Source organism: Paenibacillus sp. Root444D2, from assembly GCF_001426375.1.
Lineage (GTDB): Bacteria > Bacillota > Bacilli > Paenibacillales > NBRC-103111 > Paenibacillus_E.
In genome coordinates this window covers 54,652-73,919 of the sequence record NZ_LMEO01000051.1, presented here as the reverse complement: position 1 = coordinate 73,919, position 19,268 = coordinate 54,652, and the positions used below count along the sequence as shown (strand labels likewise).

Genomic DNA, 19,268 nt, shown 5'->3' with positions numbered 1-19,268 from the left:
GGTTACCCTCCTCCCGCTACATGGTTTAGCGTCTCAAACTGCTGCATAATCCCTTTCCACGTTAACTCAGGATCTGCACCGTCAGATTCAACCCGCCGAAGACCGTCGCGAATCCATCTTTCAATCGTCGTATAATCGTAATCATCGTAACCGGATTTGTAGCGAAGCGCCGTGTAAGAATAAATTTGACCGACAGGCGCATCATTGAAAAAGGGATCGTGAACCTCCAGAAAATTAGAAGAGGAGTACGATTCCGGTGTGGAAGGAAAATTCCCGCTGCCGATAAAATTCGCCAACTGCTGCTGTGGAGCCGTTAACCAGTAGGCCAGCTTATACGCCGCATGGGGAGATGGGCTTGTCTTCGGTACCGCTAAGTACGTCCCCGTTAAATTGGATGGCAGACCAGGTGCCCGCGTCAGATCCCACTTGCCCGCTGTAGCAGGAGCATTCTTCTTCATCATGCCGTGAAGCCAAGAGGGAGCCAATACGAGGGCGAATTTTCGATTGACCGCTCCTTCGGCCCAAGATGAGGTCTGCGACGGCAACCCGGCACTGAGGCCACGCTTGTGGAAATACACCGCCCGATCCCAAGCTTCCTTAACATGCGGACTTAATTCATGCTCCACAGGCAGCACATATTGACCGTCAAACTGGTTGAGATAGCTAAGGAAGATATTCGTTATATTATCGAATAATACAGCCCCCGTCCGCTGCTTCAATTGGACTCCTGCCTGCTCCAACGCATCCCAATCGGACAAATAAGCCGCCACCTCCTCCCGCTCTGTTGGTAAACCGGCCTCCTTAAATAAGTCATGACGGTACGCAAGCGCCACTGGCCCGATATCGACAGGCATGGCAAACAAGAAGCCACCATTCTTGCTTTCCGCTTGCCGCCATTTCCAGTCCAGATAATGAACTCGCTCGTCGCCGTACTCATAGAGGTTATAGAACTGGCTCTGGAAGCGCTTTAATTGATTCAGCTGCGAAGCCTCCAACAGAACAAGATCCGGGGAGTCAGCCTTCGTGGCTAACGAAGTCATGAGACTCGGCACCACATCGTCGTATTGAAAAGTAACCATTTCTACATCCATCTGAGGATTGTTTGCCACATACGTCTTAATCAGCGGCTCCAGCCCGCTTCCCGGCCACAGCCAGATACGCAGCGTACTGGGCTTCGGAGAGCTTTTCACACTCGGCATGACCATTTCGGGGGAGCAAGAGCAGAGTAGGCTGATCATTGCCAGTACTAGTGAAATCCGAAGAAATAAATTAAGCAGCGCCATCATCCCCTCTCTTACCCAGCATCGACAATCCTTGCTCCCTATCAAACTGAGACGGCGGGTCCAGCAAAGGAAGCGATAATACTACCTGCAGTCCTCCCATTTGACTTGTCATCAGGCGAATTCCGTAGCCTGGACCAAAGAAAGCCTGCAGCTGCTTATGCAGATTGCTTAACCCGATGCCGCCTGCCTTCTTCTCAAAGCCTTGCTCCCTATGAATCGAGTCTTCAAGTGTCTGCAGAGCCGTAAGCGGCATGCCTACGCCATTATCTTCCACAGAGCACAGGATCTTGCCTCCCTGCCGGTAGATCTGGACCCTAATTAGCCAATCCCCCTCGTCCTTGTGCTCTAAGCCATGGTGGAAGGCATTCTCGACGAGGGGCTGCAGGACGAGCCGAATCACGCTTTGCTGCTGCAATCCTTCCTCAACGTCGATACTTACGTTGAATTTCTCTCCGAAGCGCGCCCGCTGGAGCAATAAATACCGGTCTAGCTGCGCCAGATCCTCACCGAGCGTCACGAAATCGGTCGATGGATGGACGCTGTAGCGAAGCAGTTCTCCGAGCGCGAGTGTCATTTCCTGTGCCTTCTCCGACCTCTCGTCCTCAATCGTCCAGTAAATCAGATTCAGTGAATTGTATAAGAAATGCGGGCGAAACTGGGCTTTTAATGCGACAAGCTCCGCTCTCTGGGCACTAATCTGCTGCTCGGAGAGCCGTTGAACGACTTCCTCCAGCTGACGCACCATGGCATTGTAGTTCGAATACAGCTGCGTGATCTCCCGGCTCGTAAAAGGCCGGTCGATCGGCTTAATGCCTTCCTTGCTCAGCTTGTTCATCCCATCAGCCAATTGACGGATTGGCCTCGTTAACGTCCAAGTGAAGTACGCTACCAGCGCGAGGGCAATCCCGATACCTGCAGCCATGGTCAGCAGCGCATTCGCCCACATCTGTGAAGCGTCACTATACACCGCTTCGGGTTTGAAATAAGCGATGGTGGTCCAATCGCTGTAATTGGACTTGGCATAGGCCACAAGCATCCGCTTGCGATCCTCCCTTGTCGTCCATTCGAAGAAAGGCTGCGCATTCCCGCCGAACTTGGCAAAGAGCCCTTGATCCGCCGCCGTTCCAATCTCACGAGGCTCTGTCGAATACACGATATTCCCTATGGAATCCATCACCTGCACCTTTCGCTCGATGCGCTGGCCCGTTTCACCAATCATCCGGTTCATTTTCTCCACAGGAAACACCACGAACTGATCCCCCAGTATGGTAAGGTTTCGAGAGTCTTTCAGCTTTCGAGCCCCAATTATGGCAGGAATTTCACCGTCTCGCCAAGCCGGACCATACACCCATAGCATATGACCATCGAGCTCCTCCATTTTTCTGTACCAAGTAACGGCGCTCACAGCGTCATCCGCTTTCCGCCAAGACAATTGGAGCGACTCGTTAGACGAGTAAGCATTGCCTTCCCGGTCGAAAAGGTGAATGAGCATTTCACCTGCGATATAGCGCGTTTTCTCCGCAAGGTAGCGGTTCAGCGCAAGCTGCTCTTGCCCTCCTTGCTTTGTAATCGGCTTGTTCAAAGCGGTCTGCACCTTTTCATCGAACGCAATCATCTGAGAGGCTTGATCATATTGACGCAGCAGCACATCAATCTTTGCCGACAATTGATCGACAGACTCCTGCGTATATCCAGCCGTACGATTCAACGCTAGCTGTGAAGTTAAGCGATAGTTGAATAGATTGGTGAGCGCAATAGCCAGAGCCGCAATGAGAAACATACCAGCCAGCAACTGGATGAAGATAGGAATTGGTCGTCGTCGTATCACGGTTCACCTCGCTTCCATACATTGACATTTAACGGATATGTTCTGAGACATAATTCTAGATAAGGACAATATCACCTTCTATTGATGTGAAAATGAGGAAAATGAACTAAATAACCTGACTATTCGACATGTAATGGAAATTCTCTTCTACCTGTCAACTCTTCGGTCTGGCAAACTTATAAAGCATCACATATCCCACCCATATTTGAATATATTTAATAACAAGCTTTTTTTCACCTTAGTCCGTTCAGCATTATGCTTGCCATAATAATTCAGCAAAAGCTTATGACGTAAATTTCGCTAAAGCAAAACTCTAAGGAGGTGTCCTCATGACAGAACCCCTTTTTATCGTTTCCAAAGAGGATTGGTCCTTGCATCGCAAAGGATATCAGGATCAGACCAGGCACCAAGAGAAGGTGAAAGATGCGATTAAACAGAATCTTCCCGATCTGGTTACTGACGAAAGTATCGTCATGTCCAATGGAAAACAGGTCGTAAAAGTGCCTATTAAGAGTCTGGATGAATACCGATTCCGCTATAACTTTAGTAAAGGAAAGCATGTTGGTCAGGGAGACGGGGACTCTCAGGTCGGCGATGTGTTGGGCACAGATCCGCAGCCAGCCCAAGGCCCTGGGAAAGGTGAGGGTGCTGGCGATCAAGCTGGCGAAGATTACTATGAAGCGGAAGTGAGCATGGAGGAACTGCAAGCCATGTTGTTCTCTGAGCTGGAGCTGCCCAATTTGCAGAAAAAAGATAAGCGCAATATGACCACGACGGAAGTGATTTTTAACGATATCCGCAAAAAAGGGATTATGTCCAACATCGATAAGAAACGGACAATATTGGAGAATATGCGCCGTAATTCAAAATCGAACTCCCCTGGGATCCATCATATCAGTCCAGACGACCTTCGCTTCAAAACGTGGGAAGAGATAGAGAAGCCTCACTCGAATGCTCTGATTATTGCGATGATGGATACCTCCGGTTCCATGGGTTCCTTTGAGAAATATATAGCCCGCAGCTTCTTTTTCTGGATGACGCGCTTCTTGCGCACGAAGTATGAGAATGTCGAGATTGTATTTATTGCTCACCATACCGAAGCTAAAGAGGTCACGGAGGAAGAGTTTTTCACCAAAGGCGAAAGCGGAGGTACGATTTGCTCCTCGGCTTACCAAGCAGCGATTGATATTATCGACAAACGGTATCCACCGTCACAATTTAATATTTATCCGTTTCATTTCTCCGATGGAGATAATTTGACGTCAGATAACGAACGCTGTGTGAAGCTTATTACGCAGTTAATGGAGCGCTCCAACATGTTCGGATACGGAGAAGTCAACCAGTACAATCGCAGCAGTACACTCATGTCCGCTTTCCGCCATATTCATGATCCTAAATTTCTTCATTATGTCATTCGTGAGAAAGGTGAAGTGTACAAAGCACTGAAAACCTTTTTTACCAAGCAGGAAGGGGTGGCTGTTCAGTGAGTAAAACCGAAATCCAAAAGCTCGAATACGCCATTGATGAAATAACGGAAATTGCTAAAGGCTTTGGACTTGATTTCTTCCCGATGAGGTATGAAATCTGTCCCGCCGAAATTATATATACCTTCGGTGCCTATGGAATGCCGACGCGTTACAGTCACTGGAGTTTCGGTAAAAATTTTCACCGTATGAAAACACAGTATGATTTTGGTTTAAGTAAAATTTACGAATTAGTCATCAATTCTGACCCCTGCTATGCCTTCTTGTTAGATGGGAATTCGCTCATTCAGAATAAACTGATCGTCGCACACGTTCTTGCCCATTGTGATTTTTTCAAAAATAACGCCCGTTTCGCAAACACGAACCGCAATATGGTAGAGAGTATGTCCGCTACCGCCGAAAGAATTCGGCAATATGAAATCGAACACGGCATTGACGAAGTCGAGCAATTCATTGACGCCGTGCTAGCTATTCAGGAGCACATTGATCCTGTTCTGACCCTATCCTATCGACAGACGCGTAAGCGTCAGGAATCCCACAAAGCCTCCACACCAGCCGCACGTTCCGTAGCAACCTATGGATACGAGGATATATGGGATCTAGATGTAAAGAATAGACCCCCTGCACCTGAAAAAGACGAAAACAAACGCTTTCCACCTCAACCCGAAAAAGATATTTTGCTCTTCATCGAGGAGAATGCCCCCTATATGGAAGAATGGCAGCGGGATATTCTGACGATGCTCCGCGATGAAATGCTCTATTTCTGGCCGCAGCTTGAAACGAAAATCATGAACGAAGGCTGGGCTTCGTACTGGCACCAACACATACTGCGCGAGCTGGATTTGACTGAAGAGGAGACGATTGAGTACTCCAAGCTCAACTCCTCTGTCGTGGTTCCGTCCCGTCATACCTTAAATCCTTATTATCTCGGGCTCAAAATTTATGAAGATATCGAGAAGCACTGGGACAATCCGACGGAGGAAGAAATAAGAAGGCATGGACGCAAACCCGGGAATGGTCGTGCCAAAATATTCGAAGTCCGCGAATACGAATCGGATACCTCGTTTATCCGGAATTATTTGAATAAACCTCTCGTGGAAGAACTCGATTTATATGTATTTGAAAAGAAAGGTCCTGAGTGGAAGATTACCGATAAAACGTGGGAAAACACCCGGGATCAGCTCATTTACTCACGTGTAAATGGCGGCTTCCCCTACATTGTTGTGGAAGATGGCGATTACCAGCGCAGCGGCGAATTGTATTTGAAGCACGCATTCGAAGGGGTCGAACTTGATCTCAAGTATGTCGAGCGAACGCTCCCCTACATTTACAAGCTCTGGGGCAAATCTATTCATATGCATACCATCGTCGAAGATAAGCCGGTTTTGTTCACCTATGACGGGAAGAAGCATCATCGTCGTTTTCTCTAAAACGAAGAGGCCACTTGAACGTATTGGTTCAAGCGGCCTCTATTTGCACGTGTTTTATTTCCCTGAGCCTCGACAGAACTAGTGTTATTCCGACAACGGTAATCGACGGACTTATTATTTCATAGATGATATTCTTAATACTCAGTTAATATTATTATTTATTTTTTTATAGGAGATGAGTTGAAGTTGAGAATGAATATTTTATTTAACAAAACGCCGATTTCTGTCAATTTCGTTGGAACGGACCACAAATTAATTCCCTCTCTGATCAACGCTCTTCGTTATAACAAATTTACAACGATGAACCTTGCTCAACCGTTAGAACACGTTGATTTATTTAGTTCAGAAGCCATTTTATATGCCAAAGATGGGAATAAAGCAAGAATCCCAATTTTTTAATTACATAATCGTTACATACGCATAAAGCTCTAACCCAAGTAGATTACTTTGGGTACAGAAAACAAAAAAAATGAGTTGGCAAGATTCTTGCCTTCTCATTTTTTTGTTTTGTTACAACTGCAATAGAAAGTCACCCCGAACTCTAGTTAGCGGAACGTAGAGCCGCTATTTTGGGAATTCTTCGCATAAAATCGACTAAGAGGAACGTATGTGCGCTATTTGATTAAAAAGAGCGATTCGGAGACAAAAACCCGTGAAATAACGCCTCCTCGTTCCTTTCCCTCATCATTTCGGGTGTTTTTCAACCAAATAACGCCTCTACGTTCCCTCGATAACTTCTGATTACCGAAGCAAAGCAAACCATAGCACATTATAGTAACGGGCAAAGAGCATAACTTCCAAAAACGCCTTTTGAGGGCAGCCTCTTCTAAAGCAACAACTGCGCCATCGGTCATCCCATTGTCTCTACGCCTTAGCGTGCAGTTTAATAACGGCATGAATCGCCGTCAGAATTTCACGTTCAACCGCTTGTGCGACAACATCGGTATGAGGGTTGTAAACTTCTCTCAAATCAGCATCGGCATAACCGTCCAGCGCAACAATCGCACCCGCACGAACACCGCGCAATGAAGCAATGACATAGAGCGCTGCGATTTCCATCTCAACGGCAAGAGCACCGGCTTGCTTATACTTGCGGTGTGGAAATTCCTCGACACCTTGGAAGAAGGCATCCAGGGTCACAGTAATCCCTTTGCGCACAAGGCCATCGGTCTCTGATGCGGCTTCGTACAACGCTTGCACGACATCTAAGTCAGCAACTGCAGGGAAGCCATGCGGAACGAGTTGGCGGGTTAAGCCCTCTTCCCTCACAGCTGCCGTACTGACGACTAAGCTGCCTGGCGGCACATCAGCCGAATAGGAGCCTGCTGTGCCAACGCGAATCAGTGTCTTTACGCCGCCCTTGATCAGTTCCTCGAAGCAAACCGCTGCACCTGGCGATCCGACGCCATGACTTACAACTGTAATCGGAACTTCTTGTGATTCACCAACAAACGTGCGATATTCACGGCTGAAGGCGAGTTCTTTGCTATGATCAAGCTTGCTGGCTATGACTTCCGCACGTAAAGGATCACCGCATACGATTGCATACGGTGATAAATCCTCTGAATGAACCTGTAAAATTGGTAATAGCATGTCAATCAAACTCCTTCTTTTCCCATTCATCTTCTGGAATCGGAATCGCTTCCCCCGAGAAGCGCTGCTCTTGGAATGGATCGGCCACATTATGGAAGCCGTTTTGCTCCCAGAAGCCTTCGCGGTCAGCCGTCATAAATTCGACGCCTCGGATCCATTTAGGACTTTTCCAAAAATAAAGGTGAGGTACAATCAGCCGTAGAGGCCAACCATGTTTAGGAGTCAGCGGCTTTCCATCATATTTCAAAGCCAACAAAACGTGATCGCCCATCAGATCTTCGAGCGGGACGTTCGTTTCATAATCGTTGTCGGCATGCAGCATGACGAACTTGCCTTGCGGCTTGATTTCCAGCAGGCGAAGAAAATCGCGAAATAGAATCCCTTCCCAGGCCGTGTCAAGCTTAGACCAACGGGTTACGCAGTGAATATCGCAGAGGACTTGCGTTTGTGGCATCGTGAGCAATTGTTCATACGTAACAACTTTGTCCTCTTCGACCTCGCCAAACACTCGCAATGTCCATTCCGCCATGTTGTATTCCGGTACTTCTCCTTCATGCAAAATAGGAAACCGGTCTGTCAGAACCTGCCCAGGCGGGACTCGGTCTGACATTACCGCACCTAAGGAGGCGACCTTCATCTTTCTGATTCGATCAGCTTTGGTGTCTTTAGCTTTAGCCATCTGTTCATTATCTCCTTTTTGCAACCTAGCGCGAGCTTCCGTTAGCTTTCTGAGCATCTGCCATATAACTGCTCTTTCTAAAAAAGAGCATCGCCAGCAGCGTCACAATATAAGGAAGCATTTGTGTGAAATGAGTCGGCAGCGAGAAGCCCTGCAGCCTGATACTGAATGCATCCATCAGTCCAAATAGGAGGCTCGATGCCATGACGCCAAGCGGATTCGCTTGTCCTAACATCGTTGCGACCAGTGCGATAAAGCCTCTGCCCGCCGTCATGCCTTCGGTAAACATCGTGACTTGACCGAGTGACAGCTGAGCCCCTGCCAATCCGCAAAGCAAGCCGCAAATTAAAACGGCCAGATACTGCATTCGGCCTACTTTAATGCCTATACTTTTCGCTGCAACCGGGTTCTCACCAACGGCCAGCAAGCGGAAACCAAGGACTGATTTAAACAAAAAGTACTGCAAGCCAAAGACAAGTGCAAAGGCCAAGTAAATAAGAGGGGAATGGCCCGAAATAATACCGCCAATCACAGGTATGTCTTGAACAATGGGAATATTCCATTTCGGAAGCCCAACCATATTTTTATCGTAAAAGGCGCCTTTCACATGGAAAATGGCTTTTAGGCAGAACGCTGTTAAGCCGAGCGCCAGAAAATTAAATGAAATACCGACGACGATCACGTTCGCTTGCAAATGGATGCTAATATACGCAAATGCGAGTGAAAAAACAATAGTCACCGCAATCGCAATCAAGACTGCTAGGTACACATTCCCGGAATAATGATTGCCTACAATAGCAGAGAACGCACCTACTAGCACGAAGCCTTCCAAACCAACATTGAACAACCCCACTCTTGAGCATATCGCACCGCCGAGCGCAGCGAGGAGAATCGGAGCAACCATCCGAATCATGGAATTAAATAACGAAACATCAAGAAGATGCTGCACCGCTTCCTCCTCCTTTCCTGCGTTTCCATAGGGTATAACTGAACTTAGCCGTGACGAACAAGATCAAGAGAGACTGAATGACACTTGATATTTCGAGTGGGATGCTCGTGTTACGTTCAACACCCATACCGCCTGTCTGGAGTGCAGCCAGAAGAACTGCGGCAACAGTCGTACCGAGCGGATGTGCGCCCGAAAGCAGCGTAGCCATAATGCCAGACCAAGCGAAACCCGGATTTGTTATCATGCCGTCCGTATAGCGGTACTGCATGCCAAGCACTTCGACTGCGCCTGCAAGACCAGCAAAACCACCACTCGCGAACATGCTCGTGAGCATTAATTTACCACGGTTAACGCCCCCATAAGCGGCAAACAACGGATTGTAACCAAGCATACGGATTTCGTAACCGGCAGCACTATATTTAATAAACAAAAATAAGAGAACCGCAAAAACAATGGCTATGATGAAGCCCGCATGCATGCTCATCCCTTGGAAAAGCTTGGGCAGCCATACGCTTTTATCCACCATCATCGTTTGCGCTAGTGCAGCAGATCCCGTTTTATCCTTGAGCGGATAAGCAACCAAATAGCCTGCAAACAAAGCTGCAATATAATTGAGCAAGAGTGTGGTGACAATCAAATTCATTTTAAATCGCGCATCAAGCCAGCCAGCTAAGGCTGACCATATACCGCCGACTGCAATACCGCCTAGCAGCGCGGCAAATAATTTAAATAATGGAGGTCCAGGAAAATAGAGCGCAATCATCGCGCTTGTTAAAGCACCAAGGATCATTTGACCTTCAGAACCCATGTTGAAAAATCCGGCGCGGAAGGCTATTGAAACGCCTAATCCAACTAAAATAAGCGGTGTCGCTCGCGTCAACGTATTTGTAAAAAAGTAAAAATTGCCGAAAGCGCCTTTCCACATTTGTGCGTATGTGTCCGAAATGGAGCCTCCAATCAAAACGATGGCGATGGCCCCGCCCAACAAACCGATACATACCGCAATAAGCGGCTGCAGCAGCGCGCCAATGTTTCCTTTCCAATTAAGCATGGGAATTACCTCCTGCCATCAACAGGCTGATTTGCTCCTCAGTCGCGTGCTGTGCTGACAGCTCTCCCGCAATTCGCCCTTCATACATCACGATAATGCGATCAGAAAGCTTAAGAATCTCCGTCAATTCCGAAGATACCAATAGAATTGCACCCTGCTCATCTCGTTTTTTCAACAGCTCATCGTGGATCACTTCCATCGCTCCAACATCAACGCCACGCGTGGGTTCGGCAGCGATAAGGAACGGTTGTTTTTGGGCAATTTCCCTGGCCACAATCAGTTTTTGAAGATTGCCTCCAGATAGAAATTTGACTTTCGTATCCTGGGAACCTGTTTTAATCTGAAATTGCTGAATGAATCCGTCAACCATATTTCGCAGTGACTTGCCTTGCAATAATCCGTTACGCCGATGCGTTCTGTGATGCCCCATAGTACCGTTTTCAAGTACGTTGCCTTCCTTGGCAGCCCCCCATTGGTAACGATCCTCAGGAATATGCGAAAGCCCGCTTTCTCTGATCTCACGAACCAAACAGCCTGTAATATCCTTGCCCATCAGACGAATGTGACCCTGATCAATCGATTGGAGTCCTGTAATGCTTTGGATTAGCTCAGACTGTCCGTTACCGGAAATACCGGCGACACCTAAGATCTCGCCAGCCTTCACCTCAAAACTGACACGGCTCAGTACGGGCTTACCTTTCTTGCCTTGTATGGTAATCTCTTTCACTTCGAGAACCGTTTCACCAAGTCTTGCGGCACTTTTGCTCGTTTGCACCAGTTCTCTTCCTACCATTAATCTAGAAAGTTCTTCAGCGTTAGTTGCCGATGTATCTACTGTCCCTCTGATTTTACCGTCTCGAAGCACCGTAACTCGGTCCGCAACTTCCATGACCTCATGTAATTTGTGTGTGATAACAATGAAGCTTTTACCCTGGCTCGCTAAGCTCTTCATAATGACAAGCAGTTCCTTCGCTTCCAGCGGAGTCAAAACACCAGTAGGCTCATCCAAAATAATGATATCCGCACCTTGATAGAGCACCTTCAAAATCTCAACACGCTGTTGTAATCCTAGCGGAAGGTCAGCCACTTTCCTGAGTGGATCAATGGGTAGTCGGTACATGTCACACAATGCCTTCACTTGCAGGGCAGCTTTCTTTCGGTCGAACTTCATGCCGACTTGCGGTTCATTGCCGATGACAATATTTTCAGCCACCGTAAATGAAGGAAACAGCATGAAATGCTGATGCACCATACCGATGCCATGACGAATAGCATCCGTAGGATTCACGAACTGAATTTTTCTTCCTCGTAAAATAATCGTTCCCGACGTTGGCTGTTCCATTCCGTAAAGGATGCGCATTAAGGTTGTTTTACCTGCCCCATTCTCGCCGACTAACGCATGAATTTCACCTTCGCGCAGCGAAAAATCTACGTTGGAGTTAGCTGTCAAGCTTCCATAGGTTTTGGTAATTTGGTTCATTTGAAGCAGCATAACGGGTTTCGCACTCCTTTCCTAGAAATGCGGAAACTGCCTACGTCGCCGTAAACAGTTTCCAGGGTCATATTATAATTGTAAGGACGTACTACTATTTAAGAGGATTCGGAACCGTAACTTTGCCAGCTACGATATCGTCTTTGATGGCTTTAACTTTAGTCACAACGTCTTGTCCAATAAATGGACTTAGTTTGGATTTGCTTTCTTTGGTTACAAAAGTAAGACCTACTCCGTCCTCTTTCAAGCCGTAATCCATAGCGCCAAATTTAAAAGTTCCATTCACGAAATCTTTCACAGTTTGGTAAGCAACGCTGTCTGTACCTTTCAATTGAGAGAGAACGATGTGCTCAGGATCTGTCACTGTACGGTCGATATCTTGACCAGATGTGTAGAAGCCTTTTTCCTTAGCCGCTTCGAACACGCCCAAATCGCCAACAGCTGATGCGGCTGCGATGAAATCTGCTCCTTGAGAGAATTGCGTCAACGCCAGCTCTTTCGCTTTGGCTGGATCCGTGAAGCTGCCTACATAGTTGACGATGAATTTTGCATTCGGATTCGTTGATTTCAAGCCTTCTTGGAAACCGACTGTGAACTTTTTGATCAAAGGAATATCAAGTGCTGCTACCATACCGACAACATTTTTCTTAGTTGCAAGACCCGCAGCTGCACCAAGCAAGTAGGATGCCTCGTGCTCACGGAATACTACGCTTCTAACGTTCGGCAGATCAACAACGGTATCAATAATTGCAAAAGATTTCTTTGGATTTTCAGCAGCTACCTTTTTCAGAGCATCCTCGGATTCAAAGGAGCTGGTAATAATAAGATCATAATTATCTGCAACAGCAGCACGCAGGTTTTGCTCTATCGCGCTGGCATCCGTAGATTCTACTGTTTTCACATCAACGCCAAATTCTTTACCTGCTTTTTTAACACCTTCATCCTCTTGAGCAAAGAAAGGGTTCACACCGATTTTTTCTGGTGTTATTAGAATGATTTTTTTGGATGATTTGGTTTCAGGCGCTTTCGTTGCTTCTGCAGCTTTCGTAGCTGCCGGAGCTGCTGTATCATTTTTAGCGGTGCCGCAGCCAGTCAGCATTAATGTAACGGCGAAAATAGAAAATAACGTTTTTTTCATGTGTGGCTCTCCCCTTTTGATCTGTTTTTATCAAAGATTTTTTTATCCTATTCGACAAAGTGCGACTTTTCAACTAAGACTGATAGTAGTAGATTCCATAGGTCATGTCAAGAATAAAAACGACAACTATTATTTATTGACACCTATAGGCTTAACTGATATATTTCAATAAACCATACTATTCCTATATGAATTAAAAAAACTCGGAGGTGTTTTATTCTTATGAAACCATTGAAATCCCGCAAATCTTTGCAAATAGCTGCTTTAACAGCCGTCCTCTTCGCCTCTGTAAGCACATTAAGCGCTGCCGCAGAAGCAAGTGATTCTGCAGTAGCTTACAAACAGTTTTTGAAAAACCAGTATACCATCAGCTTGTCAGACTCCATATCAAAAGGCGATTTCGTTATCGCAGTTAACAGCATCTTGAAAGCGGAAGCGAAAGATCAAACCAATGCCTTTACAGACTTGCAAAAGGACAGCCCTTATTACAAAGCAGCCCTTGCTCTGCACGAAAAAGGCATTCTATCCGAAGGCAAGCTGCAAGGTGATCAGACGCTTACCCAGCTGCAGGCAACTTTCATCGCTTTAAAAGCCGCCGGCTTGAAGGAACTCGCATATACATATCCCAAGGATAAAATTAAAGCCGCTCTGGCTAAAGTACATATAGACTACGATCAAAACAATCAACTAACGCTGCAAGCCGCCCAAGAACTGGCCGCCGCTATTGATACCGGCCTCGTCTCCTCCGATTTCGAAGCGGATGCGGCGGCTGGCGAAAGCTTTGCGGATGAACTGCTGGGTAAGATTCTTACTTTCCAAGGACAATACAAGCACTATATTGGAACGACTTCCGATGATGATATTTTCCGCAAAATTAACGATACTTGGCGTACGGAGGATCTTATTTCATCAACGGAATTGCGTGCTGTCTTCGATGAAGCCTTGAAAAAGAATCTAGTTACCGGCTATAACTTGAAAGATTCTCGTTTCGACGCAAACTTTGATCCTAAGCTTTCTCTCACCTATGGACATTCTGACATTACGCATGCGATTCAGTTAATCGGACTGCTGCGCAGCGAGAACATTCAAGCGAAAGTACAGCTGGAGCCCAAAACGTCTGCCTTCATCTATTTGAAAGAATGGGGCGAGCCGACACAATCCGATGATTATCAAGTCGTCCAAATCGAGAATGGCAATTTCATTGCCTACGCCAAGGAATACGACATTGAGTTCGAATTCGATAACGCCGAGCAAAAGAACAAGTTCCAGCAAGTCATTTTCCAATATGCTAAAAAGAACAGTAAAGACGAGACAGGACTTATTTACTCTTCCTGGTGGCAGCCACTCTACTATTCATTAACCGATGTGAAAGACTACAAAGTAATTTCTAATAATAAAGTTAGTAAAGGCCATTATTATGCACAGTCCTTCTCGCTCAGTGATAAATCTAACGATGTCGTTACTGGCCTAAAGAAAATCAATGCCAGCTTGAACGTCGACTCCTATAAGTTCTGGGTGGACGAACCCTTCTACAATTATTTGCTAGGCGATTTTAAATAAGCAAAAAAAAAACAGTTGCACGGGATCTATATTCCCCCGCTCAACTGTTTTTTTATTTACAAGCATAATTCGAAATTAAATTTCATAGACTCATAGAAAGGATCTGATTTAAGAGAATAGGAGTAGTTGCCCCATGTACATGTTACGACTTGTAAAAATGAATGCAGCTTACCTTCTTATCTATCTCCTTATTATGATAACTAGTTTTATATGGACTATCATCTGGGGAACCCATGCAGCGGTGAAACCACCGCCAAACCTCCCTGTTTCCGAATATAGCATCCACCAAGCCAGCAACGGCGTTACGCTCCATAGTATTAGGACTCCGCCACAGAACATAGGGCTGAAGGCAATTACAGGCAATGTGACTGAAAGGCAGGAAAATGGGATTAATGGCGGTTTTTTCTGGCAGGGCTATCTCCTTAGCATCGCTGTCATTAATGATCGTCCCGTCAAAGGGGAAGCCGGCGATTACGGCTCTGGCTGGTTTAATATTGACCGCAAGCGGGGAACGCTCGTATGGGATGAAAAGGCTCAAACCTTCACCATTCAAGTCGTTGAACATGCGGACGAGCTGAAGGTGATGGATCGCGCTCATTATTGGGCGCAGGGAGGCGTGAGCATGGGACTTACGAATCCAGACGGATGGGCGGAGCAAGCGATAGCGGAAGAGATGCCCCTCATTAACGAGAAGCGCATGCGATCAGGTATCGTCTACGACAGGAATAACAACGTTTACCTAGTCGTGGCTCCAACGCCATGCACCGGGGAGCAGTTCCGCACAGCCGTGCAAGATCAGGTTGGAAATGGACAGCTGGTGGATGGGCTGTTCCTGGACGGCGATGGTTCCTCCCAGCTCAAAGTCGCCAATTACTTGCTCCCCGGCGATCATCGCGAGGTGTATCAGATGATCGCGTTGTTGAATTGAACGAAAGGGGCAGACCACCTAGATGTGCGATAGCTACCCTTGATGCTCATGAATCAAATCCATCTTCAGCTTCCATAATGCCGCGCTTAAATTCACACGATAAACTTCCGGATTAAGCTTACGCAAATACTGCGGCCAAACAGACTGCATTTGCTGCGCATGATAATCACGAATTTCATCCAATGCGGGCTCTTCATAGACAAGCTTCCCTTGGAGAAAGATGGGGTGGAGCAGTGGAATTGCTTCATAGTCATCAATATATTTGTAGATATAAGGGTGGATGGGGTCGAACAGCTTGATTCGTTCACCCTTCTTGATATCGACTTCATGCTGAAGAGCCAAATAGTCGGCTTCCGCTTTGCCTGTCTTCTTGTTTATGATCCGGTAGGCTTCCTTGAAGCCGGGATTGGTTACTTTCTCAGGATTGCCCGAGATCTTAATGACCGGCACGAATTCGCCATTCTTCTCACGGGCCACCAGCTTGTAAACCCCGCCTAGCGCGGGTTGATCCGCAGCAGTAATGAGCTGGGTGCCAACACCCCAGACGTCGATCTTCGCATCTTGGGCTTTCAGCCCCTCGATGATGTTCTCATCCAGATCATTCGATGCGACGATCTTCACCTCGGGAAAGCCCGCTTCATCCAGCATGCGCCTAGCCTGCTGGGATAAATAAGCCAAATCGCCGCTATCCAGGCGAATGGCGTTCAAGCTCTTGCCGCGGCTCTGCAGCAGACGCGCCGTCTTGATCGCGTTCGGTACGCCGCTGCGCAGCGTATCGTACGTATCGACGAGCAGCGTCACTTGCTCAGGCAGCGCCTCAGCATAAGCACGGAAGGCTTCTTCTTCCGTGTCGTGGGCCTGCACCCATGCGTGAGCGTGCGTGCCTTTGGTCGGGATGCCGAACAGCATCCCGGCTCTGAGATTGGATGTCGCATGAAACCCTGCGACATAGGCCGCTCTTGCGCCCCAGATCGCGGCGTCAGCCTCTTGGGCGCGTCTTGTGCCGAACTCCAGCAGCACATCGCGCGGAGCAACTTGTTTGATCCGCGAAGCTTTCGTCGCGATAAGCGTCTGGTAGTTCACGAAGTTGAGAATCGCCGTCTCAACCAGCTGCGCCTCGAACATGCTCGCTACTACACGTACGAGCGGCTCATTCGGGAAGACAAGTGTACCTTCCGGTACAGCTTGCAAGTCTCCACCAAACTTAAATGCGCGAAGCGCCTCCAGGAAATCTTCCCGATAATTCTCTTCCTGTGTTCGCAAGTAGGCGATCTCCTCATCGCCAAAATGCAGATTTTGAATGTACTGAATCACCCGCTCTAAACCAGCGAAGACCGCATATCCGCTCCCGAAAGGCAGCTTACGGAAGTATACTTCGAAAACAGCCTTCTGCTGATAAGTGCCCTGCAGCCAATGCGCGTACATCATATTAATTTGGTATTTATCTGTGTGCAGCGTCAAGTTGTCGTATTTCATAGGATTCATCCTTTCCACCAATTGTCATAGCATGTTACTGGACCCCTGCGTTTATGTTCAGTAACAGCGTAGCGCTCCTCAATCTTCTGTACGGCAGAAGCGAGTAGGGGGCTTCCTTCTAAGTAGTCATCCAACTGATCGTAAGTGAGTCCCAACGCTTCTTCATCCGGAAGACCTGGTTTTAAATCTTCCAAATCTGCCGTAGGCTTTTTCAAATACAAATGTTCTGGGCATCCCAAGCGCTCGAGCAGCAGCTTGCCTTGCCGCTTATTAAGGCCATAGATCGGAGCCACATCGCATGCACCATCTCCATGTTTCGTGAAAAATCCGGTAATCGCCTCAGCCGCATGATCCGTCCCCAAAACAAGCAATTGATGGTGCGCGGCCAAATCATACTGCACCTTCATACGCTCGCGAGCCTTCACATTCCCTTTGTGAAAATCACTCAAGACTTCTCCTGTAGCTTCGGCAAATTGCCGTACGGACGCGTCTACTGCCGGTTGTATGTTGACCGTAACAACACGGCTAGGTTGAATAAACTGAATTGCTGCCTGTGCATCATCTTCATCTTTCTGGATACCGTAAGGCAGCCTTACAGCCATGAATTGAAAGCTTTCAGTGCCGCCTTCGGCATTTAGCTCATCGATAGCTATTTGGGCCAGCTTGCCTGTTAATGTGGAGTCTTGACCTCCAGACAGCCCAAGCACGTAGCCTTTGGATCCTGTATGAACCAGATACGCCTTGAGGAATTTTACTCGGCGATCGATTTCGTAAGTCACGTCAATGTTCCCCTGCACAAATAATGAAGCTTGAATCGCTTCTTGCTTAAGATTCCGCATATTCACCATCTCCTCATTCTCCGTGATTTCTGTCCGATTCATACCTTTGCACCCAACTCAGCTACCACTTTAACCTCGAACGACTTTCGCCCCAAGTGTACCTTGAAAATGCTGCAAGGCCCATTCATGGCCCGTTTGATTAAAACTAGCGACTGCATCCTCATGAACAATAATTTCGTAGCCTTTGTTGTAAGCATCCACCGCTGTATGAAGGACACAAATATCCGTACAAACGCCAACCAAATGCAGCTCATGAATTCCTCTTGCCCTTAACTTAAGCTCCAACTCGGTGCCGCAGAAGGCGCTGTATCTTGTTTTGTCCATCCAATAAATCTCGCTGTTATTATGCTCATGTACAGTTTTCAATCTGCCATATAAATCGCGCCCCGCCGTGCCGCGAATATTATGTGGAGGAAACAACTTCGTCTCTGGATGGAAAGGATCTTGTTCGTCGTGGAGATCAACAGCCATAACCACAAAGTCCTGCTGGGCCAAAAATTGCTCTGTAATTTCACAAATTCTCGCTTCAATCGCAACGCCTGGTTCCCCGCAAGGAAGCTTCCCAACAACAAAATCCACCGTATAATCAATGATAATAAGAGCTCTCATCCTAAACACTCCTTCACATTGTATATTTGATATTATTATTAAGACAATATCAAAATAGAAAAGAGAGGCCTAGCTGTAAATAGACAGCTGAGGCACATAATCAGTAAATCGGTACAACTGAGCGGCTCGTTGGGAGTAACGGTTAGACATTTTGCCCTGTCCGTTATGATCCAGTACCTCTTCGATTATCCCTTTACGACTCTGGGTCGAAGTAATTTTACGAATGAAATTCCGTTCCTTGAACGTCGGAACGACCGTTTGAATGACTTGATACAGCTCACTCATCGTGAATTCTTCGGACAGGAACTCTCTGGCAATCGTCGTCGTCAGCATCTTCTGCTGAATTTGAGTAAGAGCATCTTTCATTATGATTTCATGGTCAAAAGCGAGATCCATCGCCAGCGCCTCATCGATAGGGAAAAGGCGAACATCAGCTGCATCATCAGCGGCTTGACGTTTCTCGAGATGGCGCTCGTGCACGAGTGCGAAGAACGCATGCGAGATCATCCACCCCCGAGGATCGCGCTGCGGCGTACTATACACATTGAAATATTCAATGTGTACGTCCGAAACACCCGTCTCCTCCGTTAGCTCACGCCGTGCGCACTCTTGGATCGTTTCAGTTTCCATCGAGAAGCCCCCAGGAAGTGCCCACTGGCCTTCGAACGGCCATTGCTTTCTTTGAATCAATAACACTTGCAGCTCCCGAGTAGGAAGTGACTTCTTCACTGATCCTTTTCCTTCTGAGGTAATTGTAAAAATGACGATATCCGTAGGCGCGCCGTCCGGTGTGCGATATTTACTCGCTTGATAGTTGCTTTCATTCTCTATTGGGATATTCATTTGATCACCTGCTTAATCACATTTCTTTTCATATTGTCAATTTGATAATTTCATTATGACATAATTAAAATTCTTTTGCAATAGGC

At 47.1% G+C, this 19,268-nt stretch carries 17 protein-coding genes; 5 read left to right on the top strand and 12 right to left on the bottom strand.

Annotated features, from left to right (window positions below):
• Positions 1–2: 2 nt before the first annotated feature.
• Positions 3–1,286, bottom strand: coding sequence for an ABC transporter substrate-binding protein (locus ASD40_RS31810; RefSeq protein WP_082562585.1), 1,284 nt, complete (start codon positions 1,284–1,286; stop codon positions 3–5).
• Positions 1,270–3,111 (bottom strand): cache domain-containing sensor histidine kinase, encoded by a 1,842-nt coding sequence (locus ASD40_RS31805; protein WP_235549464.1) that lies wholly within the window; start codon positions 3,109–3,111, stop codon positions 1,270–1,272. Before ASD40_RS31805 ends, ASD40_RS31810 begins: the two co-directional genes overlap by 17 nt.
• 329 nt (positions 3,112–3,440) lie before the next feature.
• Between ASD40_RS31805 and yhbH the strand changes: the two genes are divergently transcribed.
• The 3 genes from yhbH (at position 3,441) to ASD40_RS31790 (ending at position 6,424) form a co-directional block, all read left to right on the top strand.
• Entirely contained in the window at positions 3,441–4,598 is a 1,158-nt protein-coding gene (gene yhbH / locus ASD40_RS31800) for a sporulation protein YhbH (RefSeq protein ID WP_057307161.1), read from the top strand.
• Positions 4,595–6,025, top strand: coding sequence for a SpoVR family protein (locus tag ASD40_RS31795; RefSeq protein WP_057307160.1), 1,431 nt, complete (start codon positions 4,595–4,597; stop codon positions 6,023–6,025). The genes yhbH and ASD40_RS31795 overlap by 4 nt, the downstream gene beginning before the upstream one ends.
• Positions 6,026–6,211: 186 nt before the next feature.
• Positions 6,212–6,424 carry a hypothetical protein gene (locus ASD40_RS31790; protein ID WP_029197871.1) on the top strand — a complete coding sequence of 71 codons (213 nt, stop codon included), beginning with the start codon at positions 6,212–6,214 and terminating at the stop codon, positions 6,422–6,424.
• A gap of 465 nt (positions 6,425–6,889) precedes the next feature.
• Here ASD40_RS31790 and ASD40_RS31780 read toward each other — a convergent pair whose 3' ends face one another.
• The 6 genes from ASD40_RS31780 to ASD40_RS31755 all read right to left on the bottom strand — a co-directional run bounded on the left by ASD40_RS31780 (position 6,890) and on the right by ASD40_RS31755 (position 12,927).
• Positions 6,890–7,618: a nucleoside phosphorylase gene (locus ASD40_RS31780; RefSeq protein WP_057307158.1), complete on the bottom strand. Its 729-nt coding sequence runs from the start codon at positions 7,616–7,618 to the stop codon at positions 6,890–6,892.
• A gap of 1 nt (position 7,619) precedes the next feature.
• On the bottom strand, positions 7,620–8,297 hold the full coding sequence (locus ASD40_RS31775; protein ID WP_057307157.1) for a sulfite oxidase-like oxidoreductase: 678 nt from the start codon (positions 8,295–8,297) through the stop codon (positions 7,620–7,622).
• Between the two features lie 25 nt (positions 8,298–8,322).
• Positions 8,323–9,201 carry an ABC transporter permease gene (locus ASD40_RS31770; RefSeq protein WP_082562622.1) on the bottom strand — a complete coding sequence of 293 codons (879 nt, stop codon included), beginning with the start codon at positions 9,199–9,201 and terminating at the stop codon, positions 8,323–8,325.
• Between the two features lie 28 nt (positions 9,202–9,229).
• Entirely contained in the window at positions 9,230–10,297 is a 1,068-nt protein-coding gene (locus ASD40_RS31765; RefSeq protein ID WP_057307155.1) for an ABC transporter permease, read from the bottom strand.
• Positions 10,290–11,789 carry an ABC transporter ATP-binding protein gene (locus ASD40_RS31760; RefSeq protein WP_057307154.1) on the bottom strand — a complete coding sequence of 500 codons (1,500 nt, stop codon included), beginning with the start codon at positions 11,787–11,789 and terminating at the stop codon, positions 10,290–10,292. The genes ASD40_RS31765 and ASD40_RS31760 overlap by 8 nt, the downstream gene beginning before the upstream one ends.
• A gap of 94 nt (positions 11,790–11,883) precedes the next feature.
• Complete coding sequence (locus tag ASD40_RS31755; RefSeq protein ID WP_057307153.1) at positions 11,884–12,927, bottom strand: BMP family lipoprotein; 1,044 nt, start codon at positions 12,925–12,927, stop codon at positions 11,884–11,886.
• Between the two features lie 222 nt (positions 12,928–13,149).
• Between ASD40_RS31755 and ASD40_RS31750 the strand changes: the two genes are divergently transcribed.
• Together ASD40_RS31750 and ASD40_RS31745 are read left to right on the top strand one after the other, a co-directional pair.
• Positions 13,150–14,487, top strand: a complete 1,338-nt coding sequence (locus ASD40_RS31750) for a hypothetical protein (protein ID WP_057307152.1) — start codon at positions 13,150–13,152, stop codon at positions 14,485–14,487.
• A 133-nt stretch (positions 14,488–14,620) separates the two neighbouring features.
• Complete coding sequence (locus ASD40_RS31745; RefSeq protein WP_057307151.1) at positions 14,621–15,415, top strand: hypothetical protein; 795 nt, start codon at positions 14,621–14,623, stop codon at positions 15,413–15,415.
• A gap of 33 nt (positions 15,416–15,448) precedes the next feature.
• Here ASD40_RS31745 and ASD40_RS31740 read toward each other — a convergent pair whose 3' ends face one another.
• The 4 genes from ASD40_RS31740 to ASD40_RS31725 all read right to left on the bottom strand — a co-directional run bounded on the left by ASD40_RS31740 (position 15,449) and on the right by ASD40_RS31725 (position 19,182).
• Positions 15,449–16,891: a nicotinate phosphoribosyltransferase gene (locus tag ASD40_RS31740; protein WP_057307446.1), complete on the bottom strand. Its 1,443-nt coding sequence runs from the start codon at positions 16,889–16,891 to the stop codon at positions 15,449–15,451.
• Between the two features lie 5 nt (positions 16,892–16,896).
• Positions 16,897–17,772 carry an ammonia-dependent NAD(+) synthetase gene (nadE, locus tag ASD40_RS31735; RefSeq protein WP_442952753.1) on the bottom strand — a complete coding sequence of 292 codons (876 nt, stop codon included), beginning with the start codon at positions 17,770–17,772 and terminating at the stop codon, positions 16,897–16,899.
• Between the two features lie 27 nt (positions 17,773–17,799).
• Complete coding sequence (locus ASD40_RS31730; protein WP_057307149.1) at positions 17,800–18,339, bottom strand: cysteine hydrolase family protein; 540 nt, start codon at positions 18,337–18,339, stop codon at positions 17,800–17,802.
• Positions 18,340–18,408: 69 nt separating this feature from the next.
• Positions 18,409–19,182: an NUDIX domain-containing protein gene (locus tag ASD40_RS31725; RefSeq protein WP_057307148.1), complete on the bottom strand. Its 774-nt coding sequence runs from the start codon at positions 19,180–19,182 to the stop codon at positions 18,409–18,411.
• Positions 19,183–19,268: the final 86 nt, after the last annotated feature.